The following is a 24,141-nucleotide window of genomic DNA, read 5'->3' on the forward strand; positions in this document are numbered from 1 at the left end:
TCTTCCCGCGAGTCCAAATACGCTTTATGCCGCTGACTGGGTTGATTGGTTTAGTTTTCTGGATAAAGAGAAGCGGTCTTTCTATTCGACATACGCAGAGGCCAGCGAAGCCACGATAGGATTGGGCATTCAATCGGGACCAGAATATCAGCANCGTTACAAAGAAGATGTGCGTCTTCCCGCGAGTCCATATAAGCTTTATGCCGCTGACTGGGTTGATTGGTTTAGTTTTCTGGATAAAGAGAAGCGGCCTTTCTATTCGACATACGCAGAGGCCAGCGAAACCGCGATAGGATTGGGCATTCAATCGGTGCAAGAATATAAGCAGCGTTACAAAGAAGATGAACGCCTTCCCGCGAAGCCAAGGCAGGTTTATGCCACTGAATGGGTTAACTGGATTCACTTCTTATTGCCCAGAGATATATCTAATCTAAAACAGTTCAAAACAGCATGTGCGATTCTAAGAATCAAAGACTCATCTCAATACAGAGTTACACAAAAGAACTATCCTCAATTACCCTCCAAACCTGAAAAAAGAATACCTGACTGGAGCAATTGGTATGACGCTCTCGATATACCAAGGCTTTATGGATATGACGAACTAGCAGCTTTGGTTCAAAGCAAAGGAGTTTGCAGCCTTGCAGAGTATGCGAAGCTTCGAGCTGAATCCAATGATCCTAGAATGCCAGCAAAACCAGAAGAGAATTATCAAGGAAAGGGTTGGACTAACACCTTTGACTTCTGGGGAGTTAAACGACCGTATCAAGTGAAATACTTTACGGATGAATGGTCTTTGTGGGCGGAGACGATAAAAGAGTTTCTCAAGTCTGCACGTGGCGGAGATACCAAAGCGAAAGACTTATGTGAATTTGTTCGTGAATACATTGAGCCAAATGGTTTTGAAACATCCCCGTTGGAGTTTCTCACACGTGGCTCGACAAACATTCAACCAATGCTGAATCTGTTTGAACAAGTTCCAGTGACACGAAGAAAAAAATGGGCGTTTTCAATCAATGAGTTCTTAGATTGGATTATCTCGAGTTATCTTATTTTGGAAGACACAGAGACCGGAGAAATTACTCACATCAAGGATGCCAAAAACCCATTTAGTCACATTAATTTTAATGGAGAAACTGCGCCTCAAGTTGTCAATGAAACAGATAAGATGGCTCTGCCTTATCAATATGTAAAAGCAGGGCGAGAGTGGATATTTCCATTAGACTCGGTAGAGAAAAAGCTAAGTTATTGGGATTTAGCTCATTTGCATCGTTTTTCATCAGACTGGGTGCAGGTCAACGATAGCTCTCTCCTAGATAAAAACGACCCTGATTGCGTTTTCAAAATTGAAAATGGGAAAACCTATCTTTGGTTTCCAACATACTGGACCTATACGTACTCACTCATGCAACTCCCTGCGAGAGGGATGCAAATAGTCTATTGCGACTCTGGGGAGGCAGATCAAGAACTCGCCGACTTTAAAAACAATAAAGTCGTTTGGAAGAAAAATAGGACTATGTTAGCTGGCCTAACCAATCGTCAGAGCATGGTGAGTAAGTCAGGGCAAGGAGAGTTCGGTGTCCATTATACATCCAACAAAACTAAGTTTGATGGTTCGGGCTACACAATTCCCTTCATGCCCCTAGATCTAGCATATTGGTTAGTAAAGCTTAGAAAGTGGCAACAGAAATATAATCCACTAAAGGAGCCAACGAAATGGCTTGATTGTGAGCGCACCAATCTAAACGAAGTTCAGCGTAAGCAAAAAGGGGCGAATTGCTTTTTATTCCGGGACTATCTAGAAAGAGAGCCAGGCACATTTGGTGGCAGACTAACGACACGGCTTGCAGCTGCACTATATTTCTCTGCAAAAAATGATATTACAACGGCTACCTACAAAGGATTGAAATACAATCAATCGATCAAAAAATTGGAAAATAGTCAAACGATACCACTTTCACACTTTAAATCCCCTTACACTCCACACTCAATGCGCGTCAGTTTGATCAACGCTTATGCGTATGAGTTCGGCATTCCTTTGGAAGTCATAATGAAATTGGTCGGCCATTCCAGCATCATAATGACCATCTACTATACCAAGAGCGATAAAACAGGCAGCAACTTACGAGAGAAAATGGAGTTGGGAGAAAAGGAGGCGATGAGCAAAGCAACGCAAACGCTCAAATCCTTTGTGGAACAGCAGAGAATTGAAGAGGTTAAATCACAGTTAGTAGGTTCATCTATGGATCTACTAAGTTCACTCGACAATGCTCGCCCGGCCTCTAGCTATTTATGGAAAGACTTTGGTATCTGCCCTGTAGGAGGTGCTTTTTGTTCAGAGGGTGGCTGTCCCGTAGCCACCAAAGCCAACATATATCACCCTGTACCAGCAGGTTATTTGGGTGAACAGAACTGTTTTCAGTGTCGATTCTTTATTAGCGGCCCTGCTTTTTTGGTTGGACTGACTGCCATATTCAATGAGATAAGCCTAGCCGTAAACACGCAATCTATACGTTACACTTCTCTTGAGCAGGAGATTGATAATATTGCAGAGAAGATAGATGTCATTGATCACCAACTTTACAAAATAAAAGCGGATAGCTTAGAGAAGTCTGCTCTGGAGTCTGATAGACGTAAGTTAGTTGGACAACGTATGCACTTGAACTCGGCAATTGAAACACGAGCGAAGAAGCTAGATTTGTACCTCTCAGACATGAACGCAATTCACCGACATATACATAATTGTCAAACTCTTATGCGTGCTCCTAAAGAGAACAAGGAGAATCACTATCAGCTTATTGTTCCGCATGAATTCACATTAGATGTAGAGTTGGATGAAGTAAGCAATTTTCATCAACTATCAGAAGTGTGTTCGAATGCAGAGCTGTACCATAGCTGTAGCGACGACTTAGCGGTAACAAGACGCTCCCAAATGATCGACAAAATGATGGTCGAAAACGGTATCCAGCCGCAACTTTTTTTACTATCAGAAACAGAGCAACTCTTAGTGGGGAACCAGTTAACAGAGTTGATGCTGGCAAGGTTGAAAGGTTGGGATAACGTCGACCGTCTTATGGATGGGAGTTTGACTTTAAAGGACCTATCGATAGATAACAATTTTGATGAAAAGACTATTCGAGAATTGTTTGAGAAGTCGAAACCACTAAAAAGGATCGGTTAGCATGTCAACAATTACTCCTGAGCAAGTACTGAATCAGCTAAAAAAGAAAGCCTCCACTCGAGTACAAAACTCACTAGAGGCGGTGTTCACCATATGCAAGGAACAACAAGAGCGTGGATTGAATGACTTTAGCTATTCCACGATAGCCCGCCTTGGAAAAGGGCGAGGAGTTCCAGCAGCACAAAGCATCCGCAACAAAACCGGTGAGTCGTACCGAACCTTAATTGAAAGCTTCACCTCTTCAACAAAAGACCAACCAAGGCCAGCACGAAACACCTCAAAAGGTAAGATGCACGCTTGGATAGATGAATTAGAAGACCCAGTAGTTAAGCTTCAAGCCAACATTCTCTATGCGCAAAAAAAAGAAGCAGAGCGACTACTTAATGAAGTAGTGCCAATCAACCAGGTCATTGAAGTGTTCGATAACGTCGATGTCTCTGTTGCGTCAATTAAGCTCACTGAGCTGGAACGAAGCGCATTGGAGTACCTCATTTCTAGTGAGTTTTTACGTAGACATCAATTGGAGGTTGGAAAAAATGGCAGTATAGTTTCGAGTGATACTCAAAAGTCTTTTTTCCGTGTTGCGACCATCGATGCAATCAAAAAGGCGCTAAAAAACTTATAGATAACTTGGACTGTAGAAGTGAAAACAAAACTAATCACCAGAGAAGGTTACAACAAACTGAAAGCTGAACATGACCACTTATGGAATGAAAAACGACCTGAAATTACTAAAATTGTAACTTGGGCTGCAAGCTTAGGAGACCGCTCTGAAAATGCAGATTACACCTTCAATAAGCGTTTACTTCGTCAGATAGATAGGCGGGTCCGGTTTCTAAGAAAGTTTTTACCTGAAGTAACCGTTGTTGATTACTCTCCTCAACAAGAAGGTAAAGTGTTTTTCGGAGCCTGGGTTGAAATTGAAAATGAATCCGGTGATGTGATGAAATTTCGTATCGTTGGTCCAGAAGAAATCTATGGGGGCGCTAAAAATTTTATATCTATTGACTCTCCAATGGCGCGAGCGCTCTTGAAGAAAGAAGTTGATGATGAGTTTATCGTTCAGACTCCTGGTGGGGATAAAGAATGGTTTATCAACTCGATTACATACGAAAAATAAACTTGATTGGTTAATCTCGAATACAATCCAAAGTGCTGAACTAGAGTTGTTTATTGCTATTACGGCAACAAATCACGCACATCGCAACCAAGAATGCTTGCCAACTGGTACGCTTTTTCCAGTGTAATATTGACCTCTCCTCTTTCTATTCGACCGACATAACTTCGGTCGATGTCTGCTGAATTAGCAAGCTTATCTTGAGATAGACCCTTGTCTTTACGCATTGATCGTAAGTTTGCGCCGAATTTGATTGCTAAGTCTTTCATTTTTACAGGTTCTCAAAATGAAAGACTATCCTTTATTGCGGATCATATAACCACGGACTATAATCCGCATTTTGGTTTGAATTTGAACCCTTATGACGAATAAAACACTACTTAATGAATATATCTATACCCTACTCATAGAAGAGGGACTTGATGGGTTTACGGTGCTCTGTTTACGGGATGAACTATTAAAAATATCAGGAGAGTTCAACGACGTCGTAGAAGCACGTAAATTTCTTTATCGTCATCTACTACAGTTAGAGCAAAAAGGATTGCTTGAGACCAAAGGTCAAGGACGCAAAAAAACCTATCACAAATCAGAACTGTTCAAAACGACTGAATTTAAACCTAAAAGACGAAAGTCCCAAAAGATAGAAGCAGTAAAAAGAAGTCATAATAAGACTCTTAGTCTCGATGAACTCGTTTGGGAAAGACGAAAATATGAAGCTGAATTAGCGATAGCTTTAGCCGAGATTGAGGAATTTCAACTATTGTCTGAAAGGTTACCATCCCAGAAATCATCACTATTAAGACTTTCAGAAGAAACTAGAGAAAAATCTGTCAGATATCTTGCCAAGATTAATGTGCTTAATCAGGCCCTAAAGCTTAGTAATTATGTGGACATAAAATGTTAAGGCTATGGCAAAAAGGTTGTGTTGAATTGGCTTTAGAAAAGTATCTCGCTGGACATTCACATTTTCAGGTTCAGGCTACTCCTGGGGCTGGAAAAACGGTAACGGCAGCGGAAATCGCCAAGAGATTGTATAACCTAGACAAAATAGACTTAGTTCTCTGTTTTTCTCCATCATTAACGATCGCTGAAGGTATCAAAAATACCTTTTCATGGCGATTGGGATGCTCTTTTACCGGAGGGCTAGGTTCAATAGGTGGATCGTTTACTTATCAAAGTATGAAATACCTTAGAAAAAGTTTTTGGGAAACAATGAAAAAACACCGTGTACTGGTCGTGTTTGATGAAATTCATCACTGCTCAGGTGATGAAGTTGACAATGCCAATGTATGGGGTGAACAGATTCTGAGAAAGATTCAAGGAATTGCTGCGTTTACATTGTCCTTATCCGGCACGCCATGGCGGTCAGATTTACTGCCAATTACATTAGCACAGTATTCTGACGCAGAAGGTCGTATCCAATGTGATTACCAATACGGTTTAAAGCAAGCGATTATGGATAAGGTCTGTCGCTCACCCAAAATTGTACTAATCGATAACGATCATCTGTCTATTTCTGAAAGTGGACAATCAAAGTCATTTTCGTCCATTCCAGACCTTTTAAAGCAATCAGCAACGTCGTATCAAAGTATTTTGCAGAATGTTGATGCAATGACCTATGTGCTTGGCCTTGGATGTAAAAAGCTGGCCGAAATACGTATGGATAACCCTAATGCCGGAGGTTTGGTTGTTGCTTCATCTGTAGGACATGCAATCGAAATTCAGAAAGTTTTGGCTGAGACATATGAGCAAAGTACAGAGATAGTCACTTACTATCATGAAAATCCATTAGAGAAAATCAATGGGTATCGCAACGGAACGACTCAATGGATTATCAGCGTCGGAATGATTAGTGAAGGGACGGATATTCCACGTCTACAAGTTTGTTGCCATTTAAGTTTCGTGAAAACAGAACTTTATTTCAGACAAGTTTTAGGGCGGATTTTACGAACGAATGAATCCCCGAATCAACAGGCATGGTTGTACACTTTCGCTGAAGAAAGTCTGGTGAGTTTTGCTGAGCAGATCGAACAAGATATTCCAGACTCATGCTTATTTATCAAACCAGATAATTTGCAAGATAGACCTCAAGTTTCTGTTTCGTCAGATCGCTCCCATTTCCCTGATCAACAAAAGAGAAAAACTGATACTGGGAAAATACAGCTTAGTTGGAATAAAGAACGTTCGGAAAAACAGTCAACCATATCAGCATACTCTGCTTCTTCTGGGCAGTTGAACTTAGGAAATTTCAGAGAGCGTGTAATCGCCGCATTTCTTTGAAAATTCAATGTGTTATTGTGGTAGCTAAGTGAATTTGGCCACTTAATTCGAGAAGCGCAATACCTGAAGTTATCCGTGAGGTGCTAATTTAGAAAGGTCACTGACACATTTATGCCCCAAAGTGTGTTACATCTCATGGTTACAATATTTGCGAGAGTTCCATTTTGACTCAATTCATCTAATACAGATATTGTGCAACTATACACCCTTCGAATTCCTATTAAAGAGGTAGCTATTGTGGCGGCAATTCAAGACCGTATTTCAGAAGTGCGAGACTATCTGCTTGTTCGATTAACTGATATACATGAGATTCAAGCTCATCCGGACAATCTCTCCGTAATGCAGGCCGTATTGTACTCATCCTTTATTGATGCATTAGGGGCTACACGATATGGAAGTAATGTTGACACTCGAGAACGCTTTACTCGCGTAATCATAGAGCATGGCAATTGGCTCGAAGCAGAAAAAATATGCCCAATGCATCTACATCGATTTTTGGATATCTCACCGGGCTTGCCCAAACTAAAACAACACTTGGCATCTTTACTCGATGATTGGAGAAACAATCAGGATGGCATGATTTTTCTAGATTTAGCTCCGACCAAAGATGAAATTGCGGAATTATGGCCGGACAATGGAGAAAAAAAACATTATAAAAAAACACTAAGCCATTTCACTTACGCAAATTTACTATACGGTATGAGAAATGGACTGTTACACCAACAGTATGCTGCTAAAGGTTTGTCTCCATTTCCGAAGGAACAAGAAAACGTACATTACATTTTCTGGAATAAACGTGAGTATGACGGTCACCTAGAGCTTATTTACCCTACTCAATTCTTGGCTAACCTATGTGATACTTTGCTCGATAGCGTCATGAATGACTTCGAAGCAAAGAATGAAAAGCCATGGGATATCGGTCATTTTCCAAATTACTTAATTGATGGGCTGTAACAAAATTGCCCCTAAATGAGTTAGCCACGTTACTTTCGGCTAACTCTAGCCCTCAAAGATTGACCGAATGTTAGTAATGCTACAAAGTGACTAGTTCATAATGGCGATTCATTCGTTTGGGTATAAATTATCATTTTCATCCAAAGTAACATGACCAATACTGTCTCTTACGATATTAATGGCGACGGACACTGCTTTCTCTAAACTGACGTCAAACCACTCTTTTGCTACAAGTTCCTTTCCTGTTTTTTTATTTCGTAGCTTTATTTCCTTACGGAATTCGTGAAGTTGGGTGTGGATCAGAGACTCTAGCCCCTGAACATTGATGTTATAACAAGGCAGGATTCTTAGTATTCTCACTGGCGCATAAAGGTAAGTACTTTCTGAATCAGCATTACGCGTTCGAAGTGGTGTATGGTTTGTTGTAACGCCTACCTTAATTAAATTTTTAAACATTGTTACTTCAGGAGCATTTGAATGTGAGGCTAAAAAGTAAATCTCGCCCGTCTTATTGCCATACCTTTCTGCTAATGGCTTGCTCAAGTCACCTAAAACATGAGAAATGTCTAATTTTATTCGTCTAGTACCAGGTGAGCGATACATTCCCTGAGAGAAAGACTGATAAAGCATATCCGCGTACATTCCATTATCGAAAATGATTTTTAGTCGTGGGTTTGGTTTACCTTCTGAGTCGTATTCCATTTTCAATTCTCGCTCGACAAAACACGTTATGCCTCCCCAAATGAAGACGTCTCCGACGTTGATTTTAGACGTTCCCTTAAAAGGAATTATGGAATCCTGACTATTGTCTATTTTGTCCTTTATCTGATTAAATATCGGTATGTAATGAATGAAGTTTGAGCATGGGGTACGCTGACCAACACGGTCTTGTGTGTTCTTGGGCTTCGCTTGTTTTAAAGACTCAGTATCAAAGAGACCTTTAAGATTGTCACCTCCTAGCATACCTAGAAGACTATCAGCGAGAGCATCGTCGTTGGATGTATCGATTAAAGGTGTTATCGGCCCATTTAATTCTTCTGCTTTATGATCACTTATTTCTACCAATAACAGCCCGTGTATATCTACCTTCAACAAGTCATCCCGACCAGAGAGCTTCCTAATACCGTTCAATTTTCTAGCAAGCACCTTTTCTTCGAGAGGTCCATCTATTTTTGGCTCTCTATTGTGTTTAGAAAAAAAATCATTTACATCATTTAATGTCTGGACTGCTGGATCTGAGCTTCCATTTGATTTTAGTGTTTTTGGAACAATATCTTTAAACAGATCATCTTTTTCTTGTTCCCAAAACTCATCTAGGCTCAATGAGCGTTTCGATAAATGCCGACCTATTCGTTTTGACATTAACTTATACCTTTCTTATTTCTAGCCTTGAGATGCTTCCTGATTTCTCTTCGCTTGTGCCCACTGAAATAGCTTTTGTAAAGCAATGGCTAGCCTATTCTCTATATCATCTGCGCTGCCGACTTCGGGATTCTTGCCATGCTCAGCCTGAAATTCCTTAATCCGTGGGGCAAGTGCCTTTGCCTCTTCAATGCTCATGTCTGATTGCATTGCGCGCACCTGGGCCTGAATTACACTAAGTAACTGAGTATCTATTTCACGTGAAATGACCTCATAAGCCTGTTGGAAAGGGTTTATGCTATGAATTAGATTTATGTTTAAATCATCTACAGCGATAAACTTGCCGCCCATGAGCAAGAACTTTTTATTAGGATCAGCTTCAGCACCGCTTGATGGGCCGTTATATGGTTCAGTCGGGTCTTCAATATGAGGTTTTGCGTCTTCAGGTATTTTATCGCCATTGACTATTTTGGCCCCGCCAGCGGAAACGGTCATTGCGGTTAAGAATACTTCCGATAGTCTCTCGATTTCTTCTTCTTCAAGGTCTGGATACGACTCTCTCAGGAGTTTGGGTATATGATAATCACGCCAGACTTCGGGTTCATATTCACCTGTGAGTACCGAATGTAACTTCTTAGTATCATTTGTTAACTTGGCAATGATCGTGTCACTGTTTTCAATTGCTTTTTTCGCCGACTCACTGGGTGGGTTAGGCCAATCGTCTATGCTAATTTCGTAATCACCATCCTCATTGCCAATGACTTCTCCTCGTATTTTGAAGTTAACTTTAGGAGCTAACACTTGCTCCATTAACAAGGATACAGAGATTGCTTTAAGCATATTGTTAACCGCATACGCAGCTTCTTCTGATGTCGCGTCTGGCTCGGCAATTAGATTGGTAAATTGCGCATGAGTTTTCCCTTTGCAGTCACGTGTTGCACGCCCAATTATTTGAACGACTTCAGTTAAACTACTGCGAAAGCCAATGGTCAGTGCATGTTCGCAATATTCCCAGTCAAACCCTTCTTTCGCCATGCCAAGAGCGATAATAATGTCTAAGTCATCAGCACTCGTTATATTTTTCAGATAGGTTTGTACCTTAACTCGACTTGGCCCATCATCAACTAAGTCCGCAACTTTCAAAACCCGCTCACTTCCGTCGGGCAATTTGGAAGGGACAAGGTAAATGCCATTCTCATTCGCGGAAATTTCTCCCTGATGGCCCCTACCTATAATGTCGAGAATAGCAGATCGTTCGTTGTATTTATCGCCCGTACTTTCTCGTGAATTCACATTAGGGATATGAATAATTGTCTTTTTAGTGACATCAAGTACCTCACCGAGACAGCTCAAATATCCATCGCGATAAAAGTGATATCCGATACTAAGTGACTTCAAGTATTGATAGCTTTGGATCTGCTCATAATATGAGTAGGTAACGTGTTTAAACCTAGCTTCATCTGAAGAATTCAGTATATTTAACTGATCCCCTCTGAAATATGACCCCGTCATAGCGATGATATGGGCATTACTGTTTGCCATTATTTCACTGAGAACATTTCCTAGTTCATTGTCAGCGGACTCACTAACGTGATGAAACTCGTCAATTGCAATAACGGTGTCATTCAGTAATGATATGTCGATATCTTTGAGCGTGAGCCTAAAAGTGGCATGGGTACATAACAAAACTTTTTCATTCTGTGATGACAGAAACTCACGGAAAATATTAGCCTTACTGATATTGCCTTCATTACAAAGATTGTATTTATCAGGCATATGCCAATCGGCATAAAAGCCATCGGATGTAAGGTCGGTTGACTTAAATGAACTACCGATGGACATCTCTGGTACTGCGACAATTACCTTCTTTATCCCTTGATTAATTAGCTTATCCAATGCAACAAACATCAGCGCTCGTGACTTCCCAGAAGCAGGGGGAGCCTTAACGAGTATGTAAGGTTCATTTCTTTGTTCGAAAACACGCGCCTGCATTGGGCGCATACCCAATGCATTGCTCTTACTTGTTGATGTCGTGTCGAACTGAACATTCACTAAATTAGGCATTATTACCCTCCTTGATATTTATGAGTTGCTCATAACGTTTGAACAAGAAAGCGACACGTTCTGCAGCATCCTCAAATGGCTTGACGCGATATAGTTGCTCCACAGCAAGGTCAAGCTCTCTGTGGGCCTGACGCAACGGTTCTGGCATCTTGTCCGGGTCATATAACTGCGCCAAAGTCTTATCAGGGTAATCTGCCCGTGTAAGCAGAATTTCTTCACCAAGAGTGCTGATTTGTTCTTTTTGCGTCTCTGATACCTCCGGCCATGGGAAAGTGTTATAAACCAATGTGGCTGAATATCGGTAACGACTCTCAAGCCGACCAGCAACGGTGCGCATCCAATCATTGTGCATTTCACTTGTTAGAATTGAGAAATCGTAAACATCTGCATGGTCAACCATTAACACCTGATTTGTTGTAATTATTTCACAAGGTAGAATATCGATAGGAACATACTTTCTTCGTTCCGATGTCACACGAGGTACTACCAGATATTTCCCAGTTTTAGGTTGTCGTACTTCAGGGAACAAATGAGGCGTTTTTGACGCTATTTCTCTTGTTTCTCTCTTTGTGCTCCCTAGCCGTTCCTGTTTACAAGCTTGAATCCTTTTTTCCAAATATGGATGCTTCTCACTAAGTTCGTAGTCAACCAACCAGAAGCAATACCTGAGCTTCCCATTGAGGAACTCATCCGCTCCAATTATTTTTTTGATATATTGAGACAGCTCCGGATATTCAGATTCAATTTCTTCTTTTTCCTCATTTTGAACAAAAAGGGATGCAGACTTTGTATAATTATTTCCGTCTTTCATCGTCTTTGCGCTTTTAGAAATTGGCTTATTTACTGGAGTTATGAAAAGGTCGCTGGCATCAACAAGGTACGGTGAAACATTTTTTACGGAAACCTTCACCACTTCATCATTTTTTCTTGACGAGTAAATGGCTTTGTGCGTAGGGTTGTTTGATAGTCCAATTATAGTCACATGAACAGCAGCTTTATCTTTAGCGTTGTTAGACCAACTAAAGCTTGTGTAACCAAACTCTATTTTTATCCCTTCTTGCAAGATCTTGCCCCACAAGAGACTGACTTGGTCCCCCTGAATGACACTATTAGTCGCAACAAGTGCTAATTTAGCGTTCCCCCCCTTTATATACTTGGCGCCTTTAAAAAACCAAGCGCCTACATAGTCAATCTGCTTCCAGTTACCGTAGCCGGAAAAAAGCTGCGCCATGTCCTCTGTCTGTTTCTCGCTCTTAGCCCTTTCTTTAAAAGAAACGAATGGAGGGTTGCCGCAAACGTAGACTTCTAAATCACCATGTTTATCCATCTTAGGACACACTTGCTCCCAGTCTAAACGAAGCGCATTATCATGAATAACATTACCGGAATCTTTCAACGGCAACATTGGCTCCGAGTGCCCAAATTCAGCTTTAAACATCTTATTCATTTGGTTTTCAGCAAGCCATAAAGATAGCAACGCTATCTCATGCGCAAAATCGTCGATCTCTATGCCATAAAACTGAGTTAGAGTTATACCACTCATAAAAATTTCTGACTGTTTACCCAAGGCATCCAGTGCTTTCAACACCTTCATTTCAAACTTACGTAATTCCTTGTAAGCAATGATCAAAAAGTTACCAGAGCCGCAAGCACTATCAAAAATCCGAATGCGCTGAATTCGTATGAGCAGTTCCTGGAGCTTCCTAGAGCTTGTCTTTGCTTTATCCAAGGCTTCTTCCAATCCATCAAGGAATAAAGGCTGGATAACTTTCATGATATTTGGGACGCTAGTGTAATGCTGTCCTAACCTACCCCTTTGCTCAGGCTCGATTACAGACTGAAACATGCTCCCCAAAATATCAGGGTTAATTTGATCCCATTCGAGATAACCGGCCTCAATGATCATGCGCCTGGCTTTGTCAGTGAATTTGGGTATCCACTCATGGCTAGCGAATAAGCCACCATTTACATATTCGAAAGAGGCAAAATGCGTTGGTAGAGCACGACGTTTTTCAGAATCATTCGGAAGATTAAAGACGAGAAATAGCTTCTCAAAGAAGCTATCTAAATCACTACCGTTCTTGTCGGTTGTATTTTGGAGCGCGTTAATAAACTGATTGTCGGAAAAAATACCAGTGTCTTCAGCGTAAAAACAGAAGAGTAAACGGGTAAGAAATACGTTTAACGCGTGAACCCTTTCAGGAGAGTTGATTTCATTATGACGCCGAATCACATCACACAGTTGTCCAAGTTTGTATGCTGCTTTGATGTCAGCTGGATGTTCATCCGTTAATTCATACTTTTCAATACCAGCCAGAGGCAAGAAAAATGCATAATTCTTGTGCAGGTCGACGAATTCAACATCTAGTAAAGCTTTTGCTCTTGTATCGTAAGCAACAACATCCAGAAAATCCGTAACTAGTGTAAAGCGTATTTTCTCTTTAGAGGTGCTGGATAAGCTTTTTAAAAAATCGCATTCAGCGTGTAAATCAGTTCCTCTAGATACCTGCTTAAAGTGGATTTTGTTTTTGATGAGGTATTCACCACCAGAGGATGAAACATCCGAACCAATATTTTTTTTCAGCTTTGTTACGGTAGAACGAGGTGTATTGAATGCGAGCATGAAATCAAAGAAGAAGTTCTCTTTATCATTATCTTTAACTAATTTTTCTAATTGAATGAATGCCTTGGACTGGTCAAATGCCATTTAAAACTCCCTAATAGAACTTTACCGCATCCGCAGTTTAGCTCTCTAAAAAATACTTCTGGTATAAATATATCACATGCATCAATTTGAAATTCGGTTTAATCTATAAAATTCAGTTCGTTATCTAAAAATATAATACTGTAAATATCCGATAATTTTGGAACCTGATTAGCCCTCATTTGAGCCATTTTCTTGGTCAACATTGTGAATCTCTCACATATGCAAAATGCGGGGTGAATTGGATCAAATTTAGATGCAATTTATCAAAATTGCGGTTCAGTTGATTATGGAAACAGAGATTTTTTCATAATTTTAAACGATGGATTTAATCTTAAAGGCGACATCGGTTGCATAAAAGTATTCGGCGGGCTGCTGCTTCGATTTGACACACATAACAAGCGCCATCAAAAACTCGCCCGTTGGGCGTACGACTCGCCATGAGTTGCTCGCGTTTGTGGCGGACATTAAGCCAGAGAAATTTTTATCCGAAACTCACCTGGTAGAGTTAAAATCTAACGCGTTTCTGTCCATTTTCGAGTTAAATTATGGATTTTCTACCTGTGATCACCAAGCGATTCTGTCGTACCTTGGCCGTGGTTAATTGTGTTTTGTTTAAGTGAAAATAGTACATATAAATAGTACACATACTATTTATATGTATTTTTTAATTAGTTGGTTAGGTATATTTAGTATATTTTTTATACTTCTAAAACAGAATCAGCGTTCTCAGAACGATCGCCCAAACTTGCAGCCCAAGTCACTATTTTAGTGATTTCAGGACGCCGTTCGTTCCACAGGAAATCATGCTCTTCTTTGAGTTTGTCGTAACCTTCACGGGTAATCAGTTTGGTTTTCACCTTGCGATCCCTTTACCTACATTCATAGCGCGAAACTATCGCTTTTAAAGGAATTTTTCCAGCGTTACATCAAGTTACTGAGGATTAGGAAGCAAAGATCGGTGAGAGTTCGAAGTGAGGACTAGCGACAACTTGGTTACGGCCGCCATGTTTTGCGCAATAAAGGTTGTTATCAGCGATATCAAGACATTGAATAAAGGTTGGAGCTTCTTCACTAAAACTAACACCAATGCTGACTGTAATCGGAGGGACATCGTCAATGCTAATCGTCGAAATCGAATGACGAATCTTCTCTGCTAATTGCATAACCTCACGTTGAGAGGTGCTATGAGAGACAATGAGGAACTCTTCGCCGCCCCAACGCCCAACAATATCGTGTTCACAGGTAACCGATAAAAGAGTATTGGCAACTTTAACTAAAACGTCATCCCCCATCAGATGGCCTAATTCATCGTTTACCCGTTTGAAGTGGTCAATATCCAAAATCAAAATAGCGTAATGATGACGATAATAGACTCGCTCCAGATCTTTCTCTTCAATTGCACTTTCAATGCCACGTCGATTAAGCAAATTCGTTAATGGATCAACCTTAATGTAATATTCCAAAGCACAAGCACGAGCCTTATGGCTGTAGTTATCAATACGCAGTTTTAATGCGGTACCGAGCAAAACAACATAAGCTAAATGAGCTAATCCGATTTTTAGAACCACACTCATGGTGTCATCAAAACTATTGTATTGTCTTAACGCCCAGAAGTGCCCGACGATAGTAATAACATACACCACGACTGTCGTTGGTACGGCTCTACGCACTTCTAAAAATAGATAGGCAATCACATAATTTAACCCTAACCACTGCGCGGCATTAGAAAACATGCCGTTGGTTCCCATGTGATGCCAGATACTGGTAAGAATAAGATAAGACGCAACAATGATATACGCGCTAAAGTGTAATGTTTTTTCGGTGAGCCTCTGGGTGAAACTGAGAAAATAGAGCCCAGCAAACAAAGCGATGCAAGCCGGATAGGACCAGCGCTCAAAGTTCGCTATAACACCACCCCATTCATCAATAAGCCAAATCGCTGAAAAACAGAACATAGCGAAAAGAAGCAAACGACGGAATAGAACCGGAGACATTGGTGCGTTGTCGTTGTTGTGAGGTACCAAATTTTCCATAAAGAGCGTCGCTGACTATAGTTACTGGTTAAAAAAGTAGCATTTGTTCGTTAAGGCCGCGCATTATACTCATATTTGCAGTAATTGATTGTTAACTAGCTGATTTATTGTTCACTTTTGATTTTTTTTCTCATAAATAAGTCATATGAGTGCACTTTTGAGACAAAAAGTTTCATGTCGCATGTAAAACTTTTGCAAAGGGGAAAAAAACTGCGCGATAAGACACAAAATGCTGCCCTGTCTATTTAGCCCCCTAGAAAAAGCGGCTAGAAACCCCCATAAATACTCTCATAAATTACTAATGAAGAGTCCCACGGATGAGCCAAGCTATCTGTCATATGATTGCTCAAGAACTGAATGTGCGTTCTGAGCAAGTTATCGCTGCCGTAAAACTGATTGATGACGGCAACACCGTTCCTTTTATCGCGCGCTACCGTAAAGAAGTCACTGGGGGACTTGATGATACCCAGCTACGTAATTTAGATAGTCGTTTATCTTATTTACGGGAGCTGGATGAACGTCGCCAAACGATTTTAAAGTCGATAGAAGATCAAGGGAAATTAACCCCAGAACTGAATAAAGAGATTCTCGATGCCGACAGTAAAACACGTCTTGAAGATCTCTACCTGCCCTATAAGCCTAAACGCCGCACAAAAGGTCAAATAGCGATTGAGGCCGGACTAGAGCCTCTTGCAGACACTTTATGGAACCATCCACAAACGGATCCAGAAACCGAAGCGCAAAATTACCTAAATAGCGAACATAATATTGATGATACTAAAGCCGCTCTCGACGGAGCGCGAGCGATCATCATGGAACGTATTGCTGAAGATGCAAACCTGTTAGAAACCATTCGCCAATATTTGACTCGCAATGGTGAACTGGTATCACGGGTAATTACCGGTAAAGAGCAAGAAGGTGAGAAATTCAAAGACTACTTCGAACATCACGAGCCAATTGCTAAAGTACCTTCTCACCGAGCATTAGCAATGTTACGTGGCCGTAATGAAGGATTTCTTTCGCTAAGCTTAAATGCCGACCCAGGCCAAGAAGAGTCTGTGCGCCAATCTTACTGTGAAACCTTGATTGCAGAGCATTATCATATCCATCTTAGTGAAGCCCCAGCAGATAACTGGAGAAAACAGGTCATCAGTTGGGCATGGCGCATTAAAGTCTCCATGCACATGGAAACTGAATTGATGAGCGCAATGAAAGAGCGTGCTGAAATTGAAGCCATTGACGTATTTGCCACCAACCTAAAAGACTTGTTAATGGCAGCACCTGCTGGGCCTAAAGCAACCTTGGGGCTCGATCCTGGGTTACGTACCGGTTGTAAAGTCGCTGTGGTTGATGCAACCGGTAAAGTGCTGGCGACAGATACCATCTACCCTCATCCACCACAAAAACAGTATGACAAAGCAATGCAGTCTGTTGCTCGTTTAATCAAACAGTTCAATGTGGACTTAATAGCGATTGGTAATGGTACCGCCTCTCGAGAAACCGATGCTTTCACTGCTGATTTATTGAAGCAAGCCGGCCTCAATATTCAGAAAGTAACCGTAAGCGAAGCTGGTGCATCGGTTTATTCCGCTTCTGAATTAGCCGCGAATGAATTTCCAGATATGGATGTATCGTTACGTGGGGCTGTGTCAATTGCACGCCGCTTGCAGGACCCACTGGCTGAGCTGGTGAAAATCGATCCTAAGTCAATCGGTGTTGGCCAATATCAGCACGATGTAAGCCAATCACTTCTTTCCAAACGTCTTGATGCCGTTGTCGAAGACTGTGTAAACGCGGTTGGGGTTGATCTCAATACCGCATCACCCGCCTTGTTAACTCGTGTGGCAGGCCTATCAACGACTCTCGCACAGAACATCGTTAACTACCGCGATGAGAATGGTCGTTTTAACTCACGTAGTGAACTGAAAAAGGTGGCTCGCTTGGGGCCTAAAGCATTTGAACAATGTGCGGGTTTCTTGCGCATTATGGATGGTAAAAACCCATTGGATGCATCCGCGGTACACCCTGAAGCCTATCCTGTCGTGAAAAATATTGCTGAACACAACAATCAAGCCGTCAAAACCCTGATTGGTAATAGCGAGTTCTTACGCAATCTTAATGCGGTCGATTACACTAATGAAAATTTCGGTGTACCAACGATTACCGATATCATCAAAGAACTCGACAAACCCGGCCGAGATCCACGTCCAGAGTTTAAAACCGCAACCTTTGCCGATGGCATTACCGAAGTCTCTGATTTAGAGCCCGGAATGATACTAGAAGGTGTAGTGTCGAACGTGGCTAACTTTGGCGCATTCGTTGATATTGGTGTGCACCAAGATGGTTTGGTTCATATTTCTGCCTTAACGGATCGCTTTGTTTCTGATCCTCGGGAAGTCGTCAAAGCAGGCGATATCGTTAAAGTCAAAGTGATGGAAATAGACGTACAACGTAAGCGTATTGGTTTATCAATGCGATTAAACGATGAACCTGGCCAAGATAATCGCAGCCAAGGTCGCACTAGTCCGGCACCAAGCAAGAAATCACAACCTCGCCAGCGCCGCAATGAGGACACCTCTGGTGGTGCAATGAGTGGGGCATTTGCCGCCGCTTTTGCGAAAGCAAAACGCTAAAAACTCTCCATTAGAATGAGTTAAAAAGAAAAATCCCCACGCATCCACGTGGGGATTTTTGTTGATGCGTCTTAGCGACCAAATGTGGCAGAAATTTGGTTAGCATTACTACAAGACTGCAATCACATCGGATGGCGTATTGGGTGCCACAGCGTGACCGTAATGAAATTTAATTACTGTCCGCCTTCGAGCCATTTTGCCCTCATTGATTACCGCATCAATGATACGCCTGGGCAAACGAAAGCGCATCGCATAGCCTTTACCTTGAGAGGCACTATAAGAAGAAAGAGCTAGCAGTTCAAACAGACGATTTAACTCTGTTTTGGTCTCCTCTTCACGTTCACGCGTGAGTTCCGCTTCTGATTGCTCATCCGCTTCATACCCAGGGTGTTCGGAAGGATCCCATGACGAGTGTCTACGCCGTTTCTCATCTTCTTTAATTTGCCGCTCAGCGTTAGACCTTGCGAGCTCTTCTGCAGGTACAACTGGCTCTCTGACTTTATTATCTCGAGCGACCTGCTCCGTTTGCACATTCACTGATGGGGCGATGAGTGGCACATTGACGTTTGTCGGTGACACGATCATAGCTGATACCTCCTCAGTATCGCCCTACCCAATTGTCATGCTGAACGCATTTTTATCGAGTTACGGTATATATCGGCCACCGGAGGAAAATACTTAGCGCTTTTGCCATATTTATTGGCCATTATGCATAAAGTCGACGAGTTCACTACAAAAGGCGTCTGGTTCGGTCATAAACGGAGCATGGGAAGATTGGGAGAAAATCACACTTCGGCTTTTAGGGTATTGATTATCCAACATTTCTGAGACTTTTATTGGCACTAAACCATCCAGTCGACCATACATTCTTAGAAATGGAACCGTAATTTCCGTTAGCGCTTGGCGCAAATCAACATTTGCTAATAGTTTTAGCCCTGCCAAGAGCGCCTGAGGATTAGGGCTAGGGCGAGACAAAACCGATTGTTTTAATACCTTCACGTCTTTACGCGCTGAAGGGCTCCCCATTGCCTGCAAAGCCATGAAGCGCTCTATTGTGCCATGAAAATCTTCGGTCAATTGTTCGGTAAAGTTATCTAACACTTGCGGTTGAATACCACGCCAAGGTCTTTGGGCGGCAAATTTAGGTGAAGAGGCAACCGTAGCAAGTTGTCGAACATAACCTGAATAGTGAAGTGCAATATGAGAAGCGACGAGCCCCCCTAGCGACCAACCAACCCAAATAGCATCTTTAGGCGCTTGTTCGAGTATGGCTTTTGCTATGGTATCTAACTCTAATTCAACACGTTCAGAGCTGTAGCCATAACCGGGTAAATCAACCACATGCACACGACAATATTGGCTGAGCTCATCAGCACTCTGCTGCCATACGGCACCATTCATACCCCACCCATGAAGTAAAACGACATTTTGTCCGGTTCCCGTAACTTGCCAATATAACTCTGAACTCATTCCTCGTTTTCTCCGACTTTTTTCATCCTTTCCCCTCTTACCGCTAAGCCATACTGGTGTGGTAATTTTCGTTAGCGTCACCGAAGTTTAGTTTCCGTGCGCCTAACGTTATTTCGTTATGTTATAGGATTAACGGAAAAAAAACATGACTCGCTTTACCTCTCCCCTGTGTCATTTATGTTCACTTTCATTAAACAACACACACTCTCGGTATTGTGATGCGTGTTTAAAACATTTTTCGTTTGGACCTAGGTGCCAACGATGCGGGTTACCGACTCTAGAGCCAACTGAGCTTTGTGGTGAATGCTTAGCATCACCTCCACAATGGGAACGATTGTGTTGTATTGGTCATTATCAATATCCTCTGAGCCAACTTATCCATCAATTCAAATATCGACGCCAATTTTGGCAAGCTAAACCACTCGCTGAGTTGCTTATCCCTCATATTAGTGATCCCGCACCACTTATCACATCGGTGCCTTTACATTGGCAACGGTATGTATGGCGTGGCTTTAATCAAAGTGATTTGCTCGCCAGAGCACTCTCTCATTCTTTAAATATTGAATATTGGCCCGGGCTATTTATACGCACCAGAGCGACGATTCAGCAACAAGGGCTGACTCGTTCAGAACGCCAAAGCAATTTACGTAATGCCTTTATGATCAACTCGGCGTATCCTAACCATCACTCCCATGTGGCGATTATCGATGATGTGGTAACGACAGGAAGCACCGTTGAGCATCTTGCTCGCATGCTCTATCGTTTAGGTGTGAAACGAATTGATATTTATTGTTTATGCCGAACACCAACCACAAACGAACCTTGATCGGAAACAATCCTTGCGTAAAAAGGACTGGATCATGTAGAACACAGGAGTAAAATGATTATTAATAGCCTACAAATTTACTCAGGTATTCGTCGTGTCAAATACAATTACTATTACAGAATCAGCCCAAGAGCACTTTGCGAAGTTACTTGGACAACAGCCAGAAGGCACTAACATCCGCGTATTCGTGGTTAACCCAGGTACACAAAATGCGGAATGTGGTGTCTCTTACTGCCCGCCAGAAGCCGTTGAAGCGACCGATAGCGAAATTCCGTTTAGTGGTTTTTCTGCCTATGTCGACGAGCTTAGCCTACCTTTTCTTGAAGATGCAGTGATTGACTTTGTTACAGACAAAATGGGATCACAACTGACGCTTAAAGCACCTAATGCAAAAATGCGTAAAGTCTCTGATGACGCTCCTCTAATGGAACGCTTAGAGTACGTTATCCAAACACAAGTTAACCCGCAGCTTGCTGGCCACGGTGGTCACATTCAACTGATAGAGCTGACTGATGATGGCGTAGCTATAATTCAGTTTGGTGGTGGCTGTAACGGTTGTTCGATGGTAGACGTGACTCTCAAAGACGGTATCGAAAAACAGTTGCTTGAAACCTTTGCCGGAGAATTAACTGCCGTTAGAGATTCAACTGAACATGATCGCGGTGATCACTCATACTACTAACCGCAATTAGACAAAAAGCTGATGCAATGCATCAGCTTTTTTGTTTATGCTGGCAAAGTACATTTTTAAGTTAGGAGTCGCAGTATGCCAATTAAACAACCGCCAAAGATTCTTTCTATACAAACAGTCGCTAAGTCTCGGCTATTTTCTATTGAATCATTGGATCTGAGTTTTTCAAATGGTGTACAACGAACTTATGAAAGAATGGCTCCTAGTGGCCGCAATGCGGTAATGATGGTTCCTATTACTGCCGATGGAGATATTCTGCTAGTTCAAGAATACGCTGCTGGTACAGAAAACTATGAGCTTGGTTTTCCTAAAGGGTTAATCGACCCCGGTGAAACTCCAGAACAAGCGGCAGTACGTGAACTTAAAGAAGAAATAGGTTTTGGCGCGACAAACCTCATACCACTTAAAGAAGTGATTTTAGCTCCGTCGTATTTTTCCAGTCGTATGACACTGTTTATTGCTCAGGATCTATACTCAGAGAAACTGGAAGGTGATGAACCAGAGCCCCTCGAAATTGTTCGTTGGCCACTTGCCCAAGCGGATGAGCTCCTCAATCATTTAGATTTCAGCGAAGCACGCAGCATTACGGCGTTAATGTTAACACTACGCCACTTCAATAAGAGTAATATTGAGGAATAATGAAATAGGACCTAATTACGTATGCCAACAGCGAAAGATTTATCTCATTTAATTCCCGATGTCATTTCCATCGCTCGTGCAGCAGGACAAATGATTCTCGACATCTACGAAAATAAGTCTTACGACGCGTTTACTAAAGCCGACCATACTCCAGTGACAAGTGCTGATTTAGCTGCCCATAAGTTGGTTACTGAGCGTCTCAGAGAATTAACACCAGATATTCCTGTATTATCTGAAGAAGCCGCAAATATCAGTTTAGAAACTCGTGAAACATGGGAACGTTATTGGTTGGTAGACCCTCTTGATGGCACTCAGGAGTTCATTGCGCGTAGTGGTGATTTCGCCACAGTTATTGCTCTAGTAGAACATAATCAACCCACAATGGGTGTGGTATACGGCCCTGTTTCTGGTGTCACTTATTACGCATACAAGGGCAAAGGCGCATGGAAAATTCCCGATATGAGTGAGCATATTCGCATTAATACACTCAAGCACGAACTTGTTCATCCATCGATAGCCATTGCCATAAGCCGCCGCCAAGATATTAATCGCATTACCAGTCAATTAAGTTCGAAATGGAATTATGAGTTAGTTCCGCTCGGATCAGCAGCACTTAAAGCATGTTTAGTTGCTGAAGGAGCCGTCGATTGTTACTTACGCCTAGGGCCAACTGGAGAATGGGATACTGCCGCAACACAATGTATCGTCGAAGAAGCAGGCGGTAATATACTCAGCACTCAACTCTCCCCTCTCTCTTATAACGAACGAGAAACCTTAGAGAATCCTAATTTTATCGTCTTAGGCGATCCCAATTTACCTTGGGATGAAATCCTACAGATTAAAAATGAACGGTAATTTTAGTGTGACTTACTAGGGGCATTCATTTATGAATGCCCCTTTTTACTGGGCTTTAGAAATGCCCATCATAATTGAAGTGGTATCGACCTCGAGCATCAGGGTCGGGTAACTGACTTAATAACTTCCCTAATTCATTAGGGAATTCACTACCGGGTTTAAACCAAGCCGTGGTGTGATATTGATGATTCGGCTTTAGTGTCGCAGTAAACTCACTGCTCACTTGGGCATTATTTTGCTTACCTTTCGCATCAATAACACTGTCTTTACAGGTAATATCCGTAATAACAGGTCCTAATTGCAGATTTCCCACAGGGCTACTGATTGCACTATTAGACCAAGATAATGTACCTTGTGCCTCTTTACACCATGGTTGAGCATACTGATAATCTCGCACCATCAATTCCACTTGCCCACTCACACCGACAGGAACTGGGCGGCGACTCAATTCAACTAGCTCTGCTGCTGGCGTAGACACCAAAAGCGTTTTCGCATATGGCCCACTCATACTGGTACCAACGACACCTCGACCATGCACATTCATTGAACTACCACGACCAAAACGCGTTGCTACTTCTAATTTTCCTGTGAAGAGCGCTGTTAAATGTAACTCCCAAGAGACACTGCCCAAATCATAATTAAGCCAGTGGACCTGAGCCGCTCGGCCCTTCCATAATGTGCCAGAAACACCATCCATTTTTAATTGTCGTGGCAGTGGAGCATGATTCAGTGTCACCGTAGCTGGTAGGTGCACAACGACACTAACAATAAATACCACAACAAACAGAGCGATGAGGCTAATTTTCTTTTTCACCTTATGCACCTCTCTTAAGCTGTAGGCGTTTAACTTCGACCACTCCTGGCTGATCGCCACGATCAACATCTAAATGTTGCACCGTGATCCCCTGATTTTCCTGCAAAAACTTCACCCAATCGAGCAATTTTGTGAAAGGTAATGGCTGAATCCAAACTTGCATACCATCCTCATCACGAGGTTGAACACGGATTAGCTCAATTCCAAAATCACGGGTTGAAGTGGCGATCACTTGGTTTAAAGGTAAACGCTGCTGAGTCATGCCACCTTGCTTACGCAGAGCTGTAATTTGGTTTGCTTTGTGAGAAACCCAGCTCAAAAGTTGCTTTTCACTGTTAATTCGTAACTGTGATTGGTCAATACGTTGCTGTAATGGTGCAAGAATACCCCAGTAAATCACACCAATAACAATACAAATGCCACCAATAAGTACCAGTCTTTGTTCACGTGGTGTAATACTTCGCCACCATAGCTTTAGTTGAGCCTGAAGTGGGCCAATTATGTTTTTCATCGCGTCC

20 protein-coding genes and 1 pseudogene are annotated in these 24,141 nt (G+C 42.0%); 11 read left to right on the forward strand and 10 right to left on the reverse strand.

Annotated features, from left to right (window positions below):
• Positions 1-58: 58 nt before the first annotated feature.
• From gmtZ to greB, 3 genes are read left to right on the forward strand one after another with little or no spacing between them, the layout of a single operon-like run.
• Positions 59-3,178: a gamma-mobile-trio integrase GmtZ gene (gmtZ, locus tag F9817_RS16305; protein WP_427916717.1), complete on the forward strand. Its 3,120-nt coding sequence runs from the start codon at positions 59-61 to the stop codon at positions 3,176-3,178.
• A gap of 1 nt (position 3,179) precedes the next feature.
• Positions 3,180-3,803, forward strand: a complete 624-nt coding sequence (gene gmtX, locus F9817_RS16310) for a gamma-mobile-trio protein GmtX (protein WP_161157222.1) — start codon at positions 3,180-3,182, stop codon at positions 3,801-3,803.
• 18 nt (positions 3,804-3,821) lie between these two features.
• Entirely contained in the window at positions 3,822-4,298 is a 477-nt protein-coding gene (gene greB / locus F9817_RS16315) for a transcription elongation factor GreB (protein ID WP_161157223.1), read from the forward strand.
• 59 nt (positions 4,299-4,357) lie between these two features.
• On the opposite strand, the gene F9817_RS16320 is transcribed toward greB, so the two are convergent.
• Complete coding sequence (locus tag F9817_RS16320) at positions 4,358-4,564, reverse strand: helix-turn-helix domain-containing protein (protein WP_161157224.1); 207 nt, start codon at positions 4,562-4,564, stop codon at positions 4,358-4,360.
• Between the two features lie 92 nt (positions 4,565-4,656).
• On the opposite strand from F9817_RS16320, the gene F9817_RS16325 reads away from it, so the two are divergent.
• The 3 genes from F9817_RS16325 to F9817_RS16335 all read left to right on the forward strand — a co-directional run bounded on the left by F9817_RS16325 (position 4,657) and on the right by F9817_RS16335 (position 7,529).
• Positions 4,657-5,199: a phage tail tape measure protein gene (locus F9817_RS16325; RefSeq protein ID WP_161157225.1), complete on the forward strand. Its 543-nt coding sequence runs from the start codon at positions 4,657-4,659 to the stop codon at positions 5,197-5,199.
• Positions 5,193-6,575 (forward strand): DEAD/DEAH box helicase, encoded by a 1,383-nt coding sequence (locus F9817_RS16330; protein WP_161157226.1) that lies wholly within the window; start codon positions 5,193-5,195, stop codon positions 6,573-6,575. Before F9817_RS16325 ends, F9817_RS16330 begins: the two co-directional genes overlap by 7 nt.
• Positions 6,576-6,812: 237 nt before the next feature.
• Positions 6,813-7,529, forward strand: coding sequence for a hypothetical protein (locus F9817_RS16335; protein WP_161157227.1), 717 nt, complete (start codon positions 6,813-6,815; stop codon positions 7,527-7,529).
• Between the two features lie 108 nt (positions 7,530-7,637).
• On the opposite strand, the gene F9817_RS16340 is transcribed toward F9817_RS16335, so the two are convergent.
• From F9817_RS16340 to F9817_RS16360, 5 genes and pseudogenes are all read right to left on the reverse strand, one after another.
• On the reverse strand, positions 7,638-8,891 hold the full coding sequence (locus F9817_RS16340) for a GIY-YIG nuclease family protein (RefSeq protein ID WP_161157228.1): 1,254 nt from the start codon (positions 8,889-8,891) through the stop codon (positions 7,638-7,640).
• A 21-nt stretch (positions 8,892-8,912) separates the two neighbouring features.
• Positions 8,913-10,955 carry a DEAD/DEAH box helicase gene (locus F9817_RS16345; protein WP_161157229.1) on the reverse strand — a complete coding sequence of 681 codons (2,043 nt, stop codon included), beginning with the start codon at positions 10,953-10,955 and terminating at the stop codon, positions 8,913-8,915.
• The gene (locus F9817_RS16350; RefSeq protein WP_161157230.1) at positions 10,948-13,662 is read right to left on the reverse strand and encodes a class I SAM-dependent DNA methyltransferase; all 2,715 of its coding nucleotides are present in this window, start codon (positions 13,660-13,662) and stop codon (positions 10,948-10,950) included. The genes F9817_RS16345 and F9817_RS16350 overlap by 8 nt, the downstream gene beginning before the upstream one ends.
• 716 nt (positions 13,663-14,378) lie before the next feature.
• A pseudogene (locus F9817_RS16355) lies at positions 14,379-14,519 on the reverse strand (transcription elongation factor GreB); the annotation flags it as partial.
• Positions 14,520-14,603: 84 nt separating this feature from the next.
• Positions 14,604-15,695 carry a GGDEF domain-containing protein gene (locus F9817_RS16360; RefSeq protein ID WP_161157232.1) on the reverse strand — a complete coding sequence of 364 codons (1,092 nt, stop codon included), beginning with the start codon at positions 15,693-15,695 and terminating at the stop codon, positions 14,604-14,606.
• Positions 15,696-16,012: 317 nt separating this feature from the next.
• Here F9817_RS16360 and F9817_RS16365 point away from each other — a divergent pair, with 317 nt between their 5' ends.
• The gene (locus tag F9817_RS16365; RefSeq protein WP_161157233.1) at positions 16,013-18,328 is read left to right on the forward strand and encodes a Tex family protein; all 2,316 of its coding nucleotides are present in this window, start codon (positions 16,013-16,015) and stop codon (positions 18,326-18,328) included.
• A gap of 108 nt (positions 18,329-18,436) precedes the next feature.
• Here F9817_RS16365 and F9817_RS16370 read toward each other — a convergent pair whose 3' ends face one another.
• Both F9817_RS16370 and bioH read right to left on the reverse strand, forming a co-directional pair.
• Entirely contained in the window at positions 18,437-18,913 is a 477-nt protein-coding gene (locus F9817_RS16370) for an ATP-dependent Lon protease (RefSeq protein WP_161157234.1), read from the reverse strand.
• 111 nt (positions 18,914-19,024) lie between these two features.
• Positions 19,025-19,798 carry a pimeloyl-ACP methyl ester esterase BioH gene (bioH, locus tag F9817_RS16375; protein ID WP_161157235.1) on the reverse strand — a complete coding sequence of 258 codons (774 nt, stop codon included), beginning with the start codon at positions 19,796-19,798 and terminating at the stop codon, positions 19,025-19,027.
• A gap of 145 nt (positions 19,799-19,943) precedes the next feature.
• On the opposite strand from bioH, the gene F9817_RS16380 reads away from it, so the two are divergent.
• From F9817_RS16380 to cysQ, 4 genes are all read left to right on the forward strand, one after another.
• Positions 19,944-20,624, forward strand: a complete 681-nt coding sequence (locus tag F9817_RS16380) for a ComFC family protein (RefSeq protein WP_161157236.1) — start codon at positions 19,944-19,946, stop codon at positions 20,622-20,624.
• 94 nt (positions 20,625-20,718) lie between these two features.
• Positions 20,719-21,306, forward strand: a complete 588-nt coding sequence (nfuA, locus tag F9817_RS16385; protein ID WP_161157237.1) for a Fe-S biogenesis protein NfuA — start codon at positions 20,719-20,721, stop codon at positions 21,304-21,306.
• 84 nt (positions 21,307-21,390) lie between these two features.
• Complete coding sequence (gene nudE, locus F9817_RS16390; protein ID WP_161157238.1) at positions 21,391-21,954, forward strand: ADP compounds hydrolase NudE; 564 nt, start codon at positions 21,391-21,393, stop codon at positions 21,952-21,954.
• A 21-nt stretch (positions 21,955-21,975) separates the two neighbouring features.
• On the forward strand, positions 21,976-22,809 hold the full coding sequence (gene cysQ / locus F9817_RS16395) for a 3'(2'),5'-bisphosphate nucleotidase CysQ (RefSeq protein ID WP_161157239.1): 834 nt from the start codon (positions 21,976-21,978) through the stop codon (positions 22,807-22,809).
• 55 nt (positions 22,810-22,864) lie between these two features.
• Here cysQ and F9817_RS16400 read toward each other — a convergent pair whose 3' ends face one another.
• Both F9817_RS16400 and F9817_RS16405 read right to left on the reverse strand, forming a co-directional pair.
• Positions 22,865-23,623 carry a type II secretion system protein N gene (locus F9817_RS16400; RefSeq protein ID WP_345789739.1) on the reverse strand — a complete coding sequence of 253 codons (759 nt, stop codon included), beginning with the start codon at positions 23,621-23,623 and terminating at the stop codon, positions 22,865-22,867.
• A 1-nt stretch (position 23,624) separates the two neighbouring features.
• On the reverse strand, positions 23,625-24,134 hold the full coding sequence (locus F9817_RS16405; protein ID WP_161157241.1) for a type II secretion system protein M: 510 nt from the start codon (positions 24,132-24,134) through the stop codon (positions 23,625-23,627).
• Positions 24,135-24,141: the final 7 nt, after the last annotated feature.

Origin of the sequence: Vibrio eleionomae (assembly GCF_009874545.1) — a bacterium.
In the GTDB taxonomy this organism is placed as follows: Bacteria; Pseudomonadota; Gammaproteobacteria; order Enterobacterales; family Vibrionaceae; genus Vibrio; species Vibrio nitrifigilis.

Excerpts from the sequence above, each read along its gene's own strand:
- cysQ (WP_161157239.1), top strand. The coding sequence starts at position 21,976 with ATGCCAACAGCGAAAGATTTATCTCATTTAATTCCCGATGTCATTTCC.
- F9817_RS16345 (WP_161157229.1), bottom strand. The coding sequence starts at position 10,955 with ATGCCTAATTTAGTGAATGTTCAGTTCGACACGACATCAACAAGTAAG.
- F9817_RS16360 (WP_161157232.1), bottom strand. The coding sequence starts at position 15,695 with ATGGAAAATTTGGTACCTCACAACAACGACAACGCACCAATGTCTCCG.
- F9817_RS16405 (WP_161157241.1), bottom strand. The coding sequence starts at position 24,134 with ATGAAAAACATAATTGGCCCACTTCAGGCTCAACTAAAGCTATGGTGG.
- gmtX (WP_161157222.1), top strand. The coding sequence starts at position 3,180 with ATGTCAACAATTACTCCTGAGCAAGTACTGAATCAGCTAAAAAAGAAA.
- F9817_RS16330 (WP_161157226.1), top strand. The coding sequence starts at position 5,193 with ATGTTAAGGCTATGGCAAAAAGGTTGTGTTGAATTGGCTTTAGAAAAG.
- F9817_RS16380 (WP_161157236.1), top strand. The coding sequence starts at position 19,944 with ATGACTCGCTTTACCTCTCCCCTGTGTCATTTATGTTCACTTTCATTA.
- F9817_RS16365 (WP_161157233.1), top strand. The coding sequence starts at position 16,013 with ATGAGCCAAGCTATCTGTCATATGATTGCTCAAGAACTGAATGTGCGT.
- F9817_RS16325 (WP_161157225.1), top strand. The coding sequence starts at position 4,657 with ATGACGAATAAAACACTACTTAATGAATATATCTATACCCTACTCATA.
- F9817_RS16350 (WP_161157230.1), bottom strand. The coding sequence starts at position 13,662 with ATGGCATTTGACCAGTCCAAGGCATTCATTCAATTAGAAAAATTAGTT.
- F9817_RS16370 (WP_161157234.1), bottom strand. The coding sequence starts at position 18,913 with ATGATCGTGTCACCGACAAACGTCAATGTGCCACTCATCGCCCCATCA.
- F9817_RS16320 (WP_161157224.1), bottom strand. The coding sequence starts at position 4,564 with ATGAAAGACTTAGCAATCAAATTCGGCGCAAACTTACGATCAATGCGT.
- nudE (WP_161157238.1), top strand. The coding sequence starts at position 21,391 with ATGCCAATTAAACAACCGCCAAAGATTCTTTCTATACAAACAGTCGCT.
- F9817_RS16340 (WP_161157228.1), bottom strand. The coding sequence starts at position 8,891 with ATGTCAAAACGAATAGGTCGGCATTTATCGAAACGCTCATTGAGCCTA.
- bioH (WP_161157235.1), bottom strand. The coding sequence starts at position 19,798 with ATGAGTTCAGAGTTATATTGGCAAGTTACGGGAACCGGACAAAATGTC.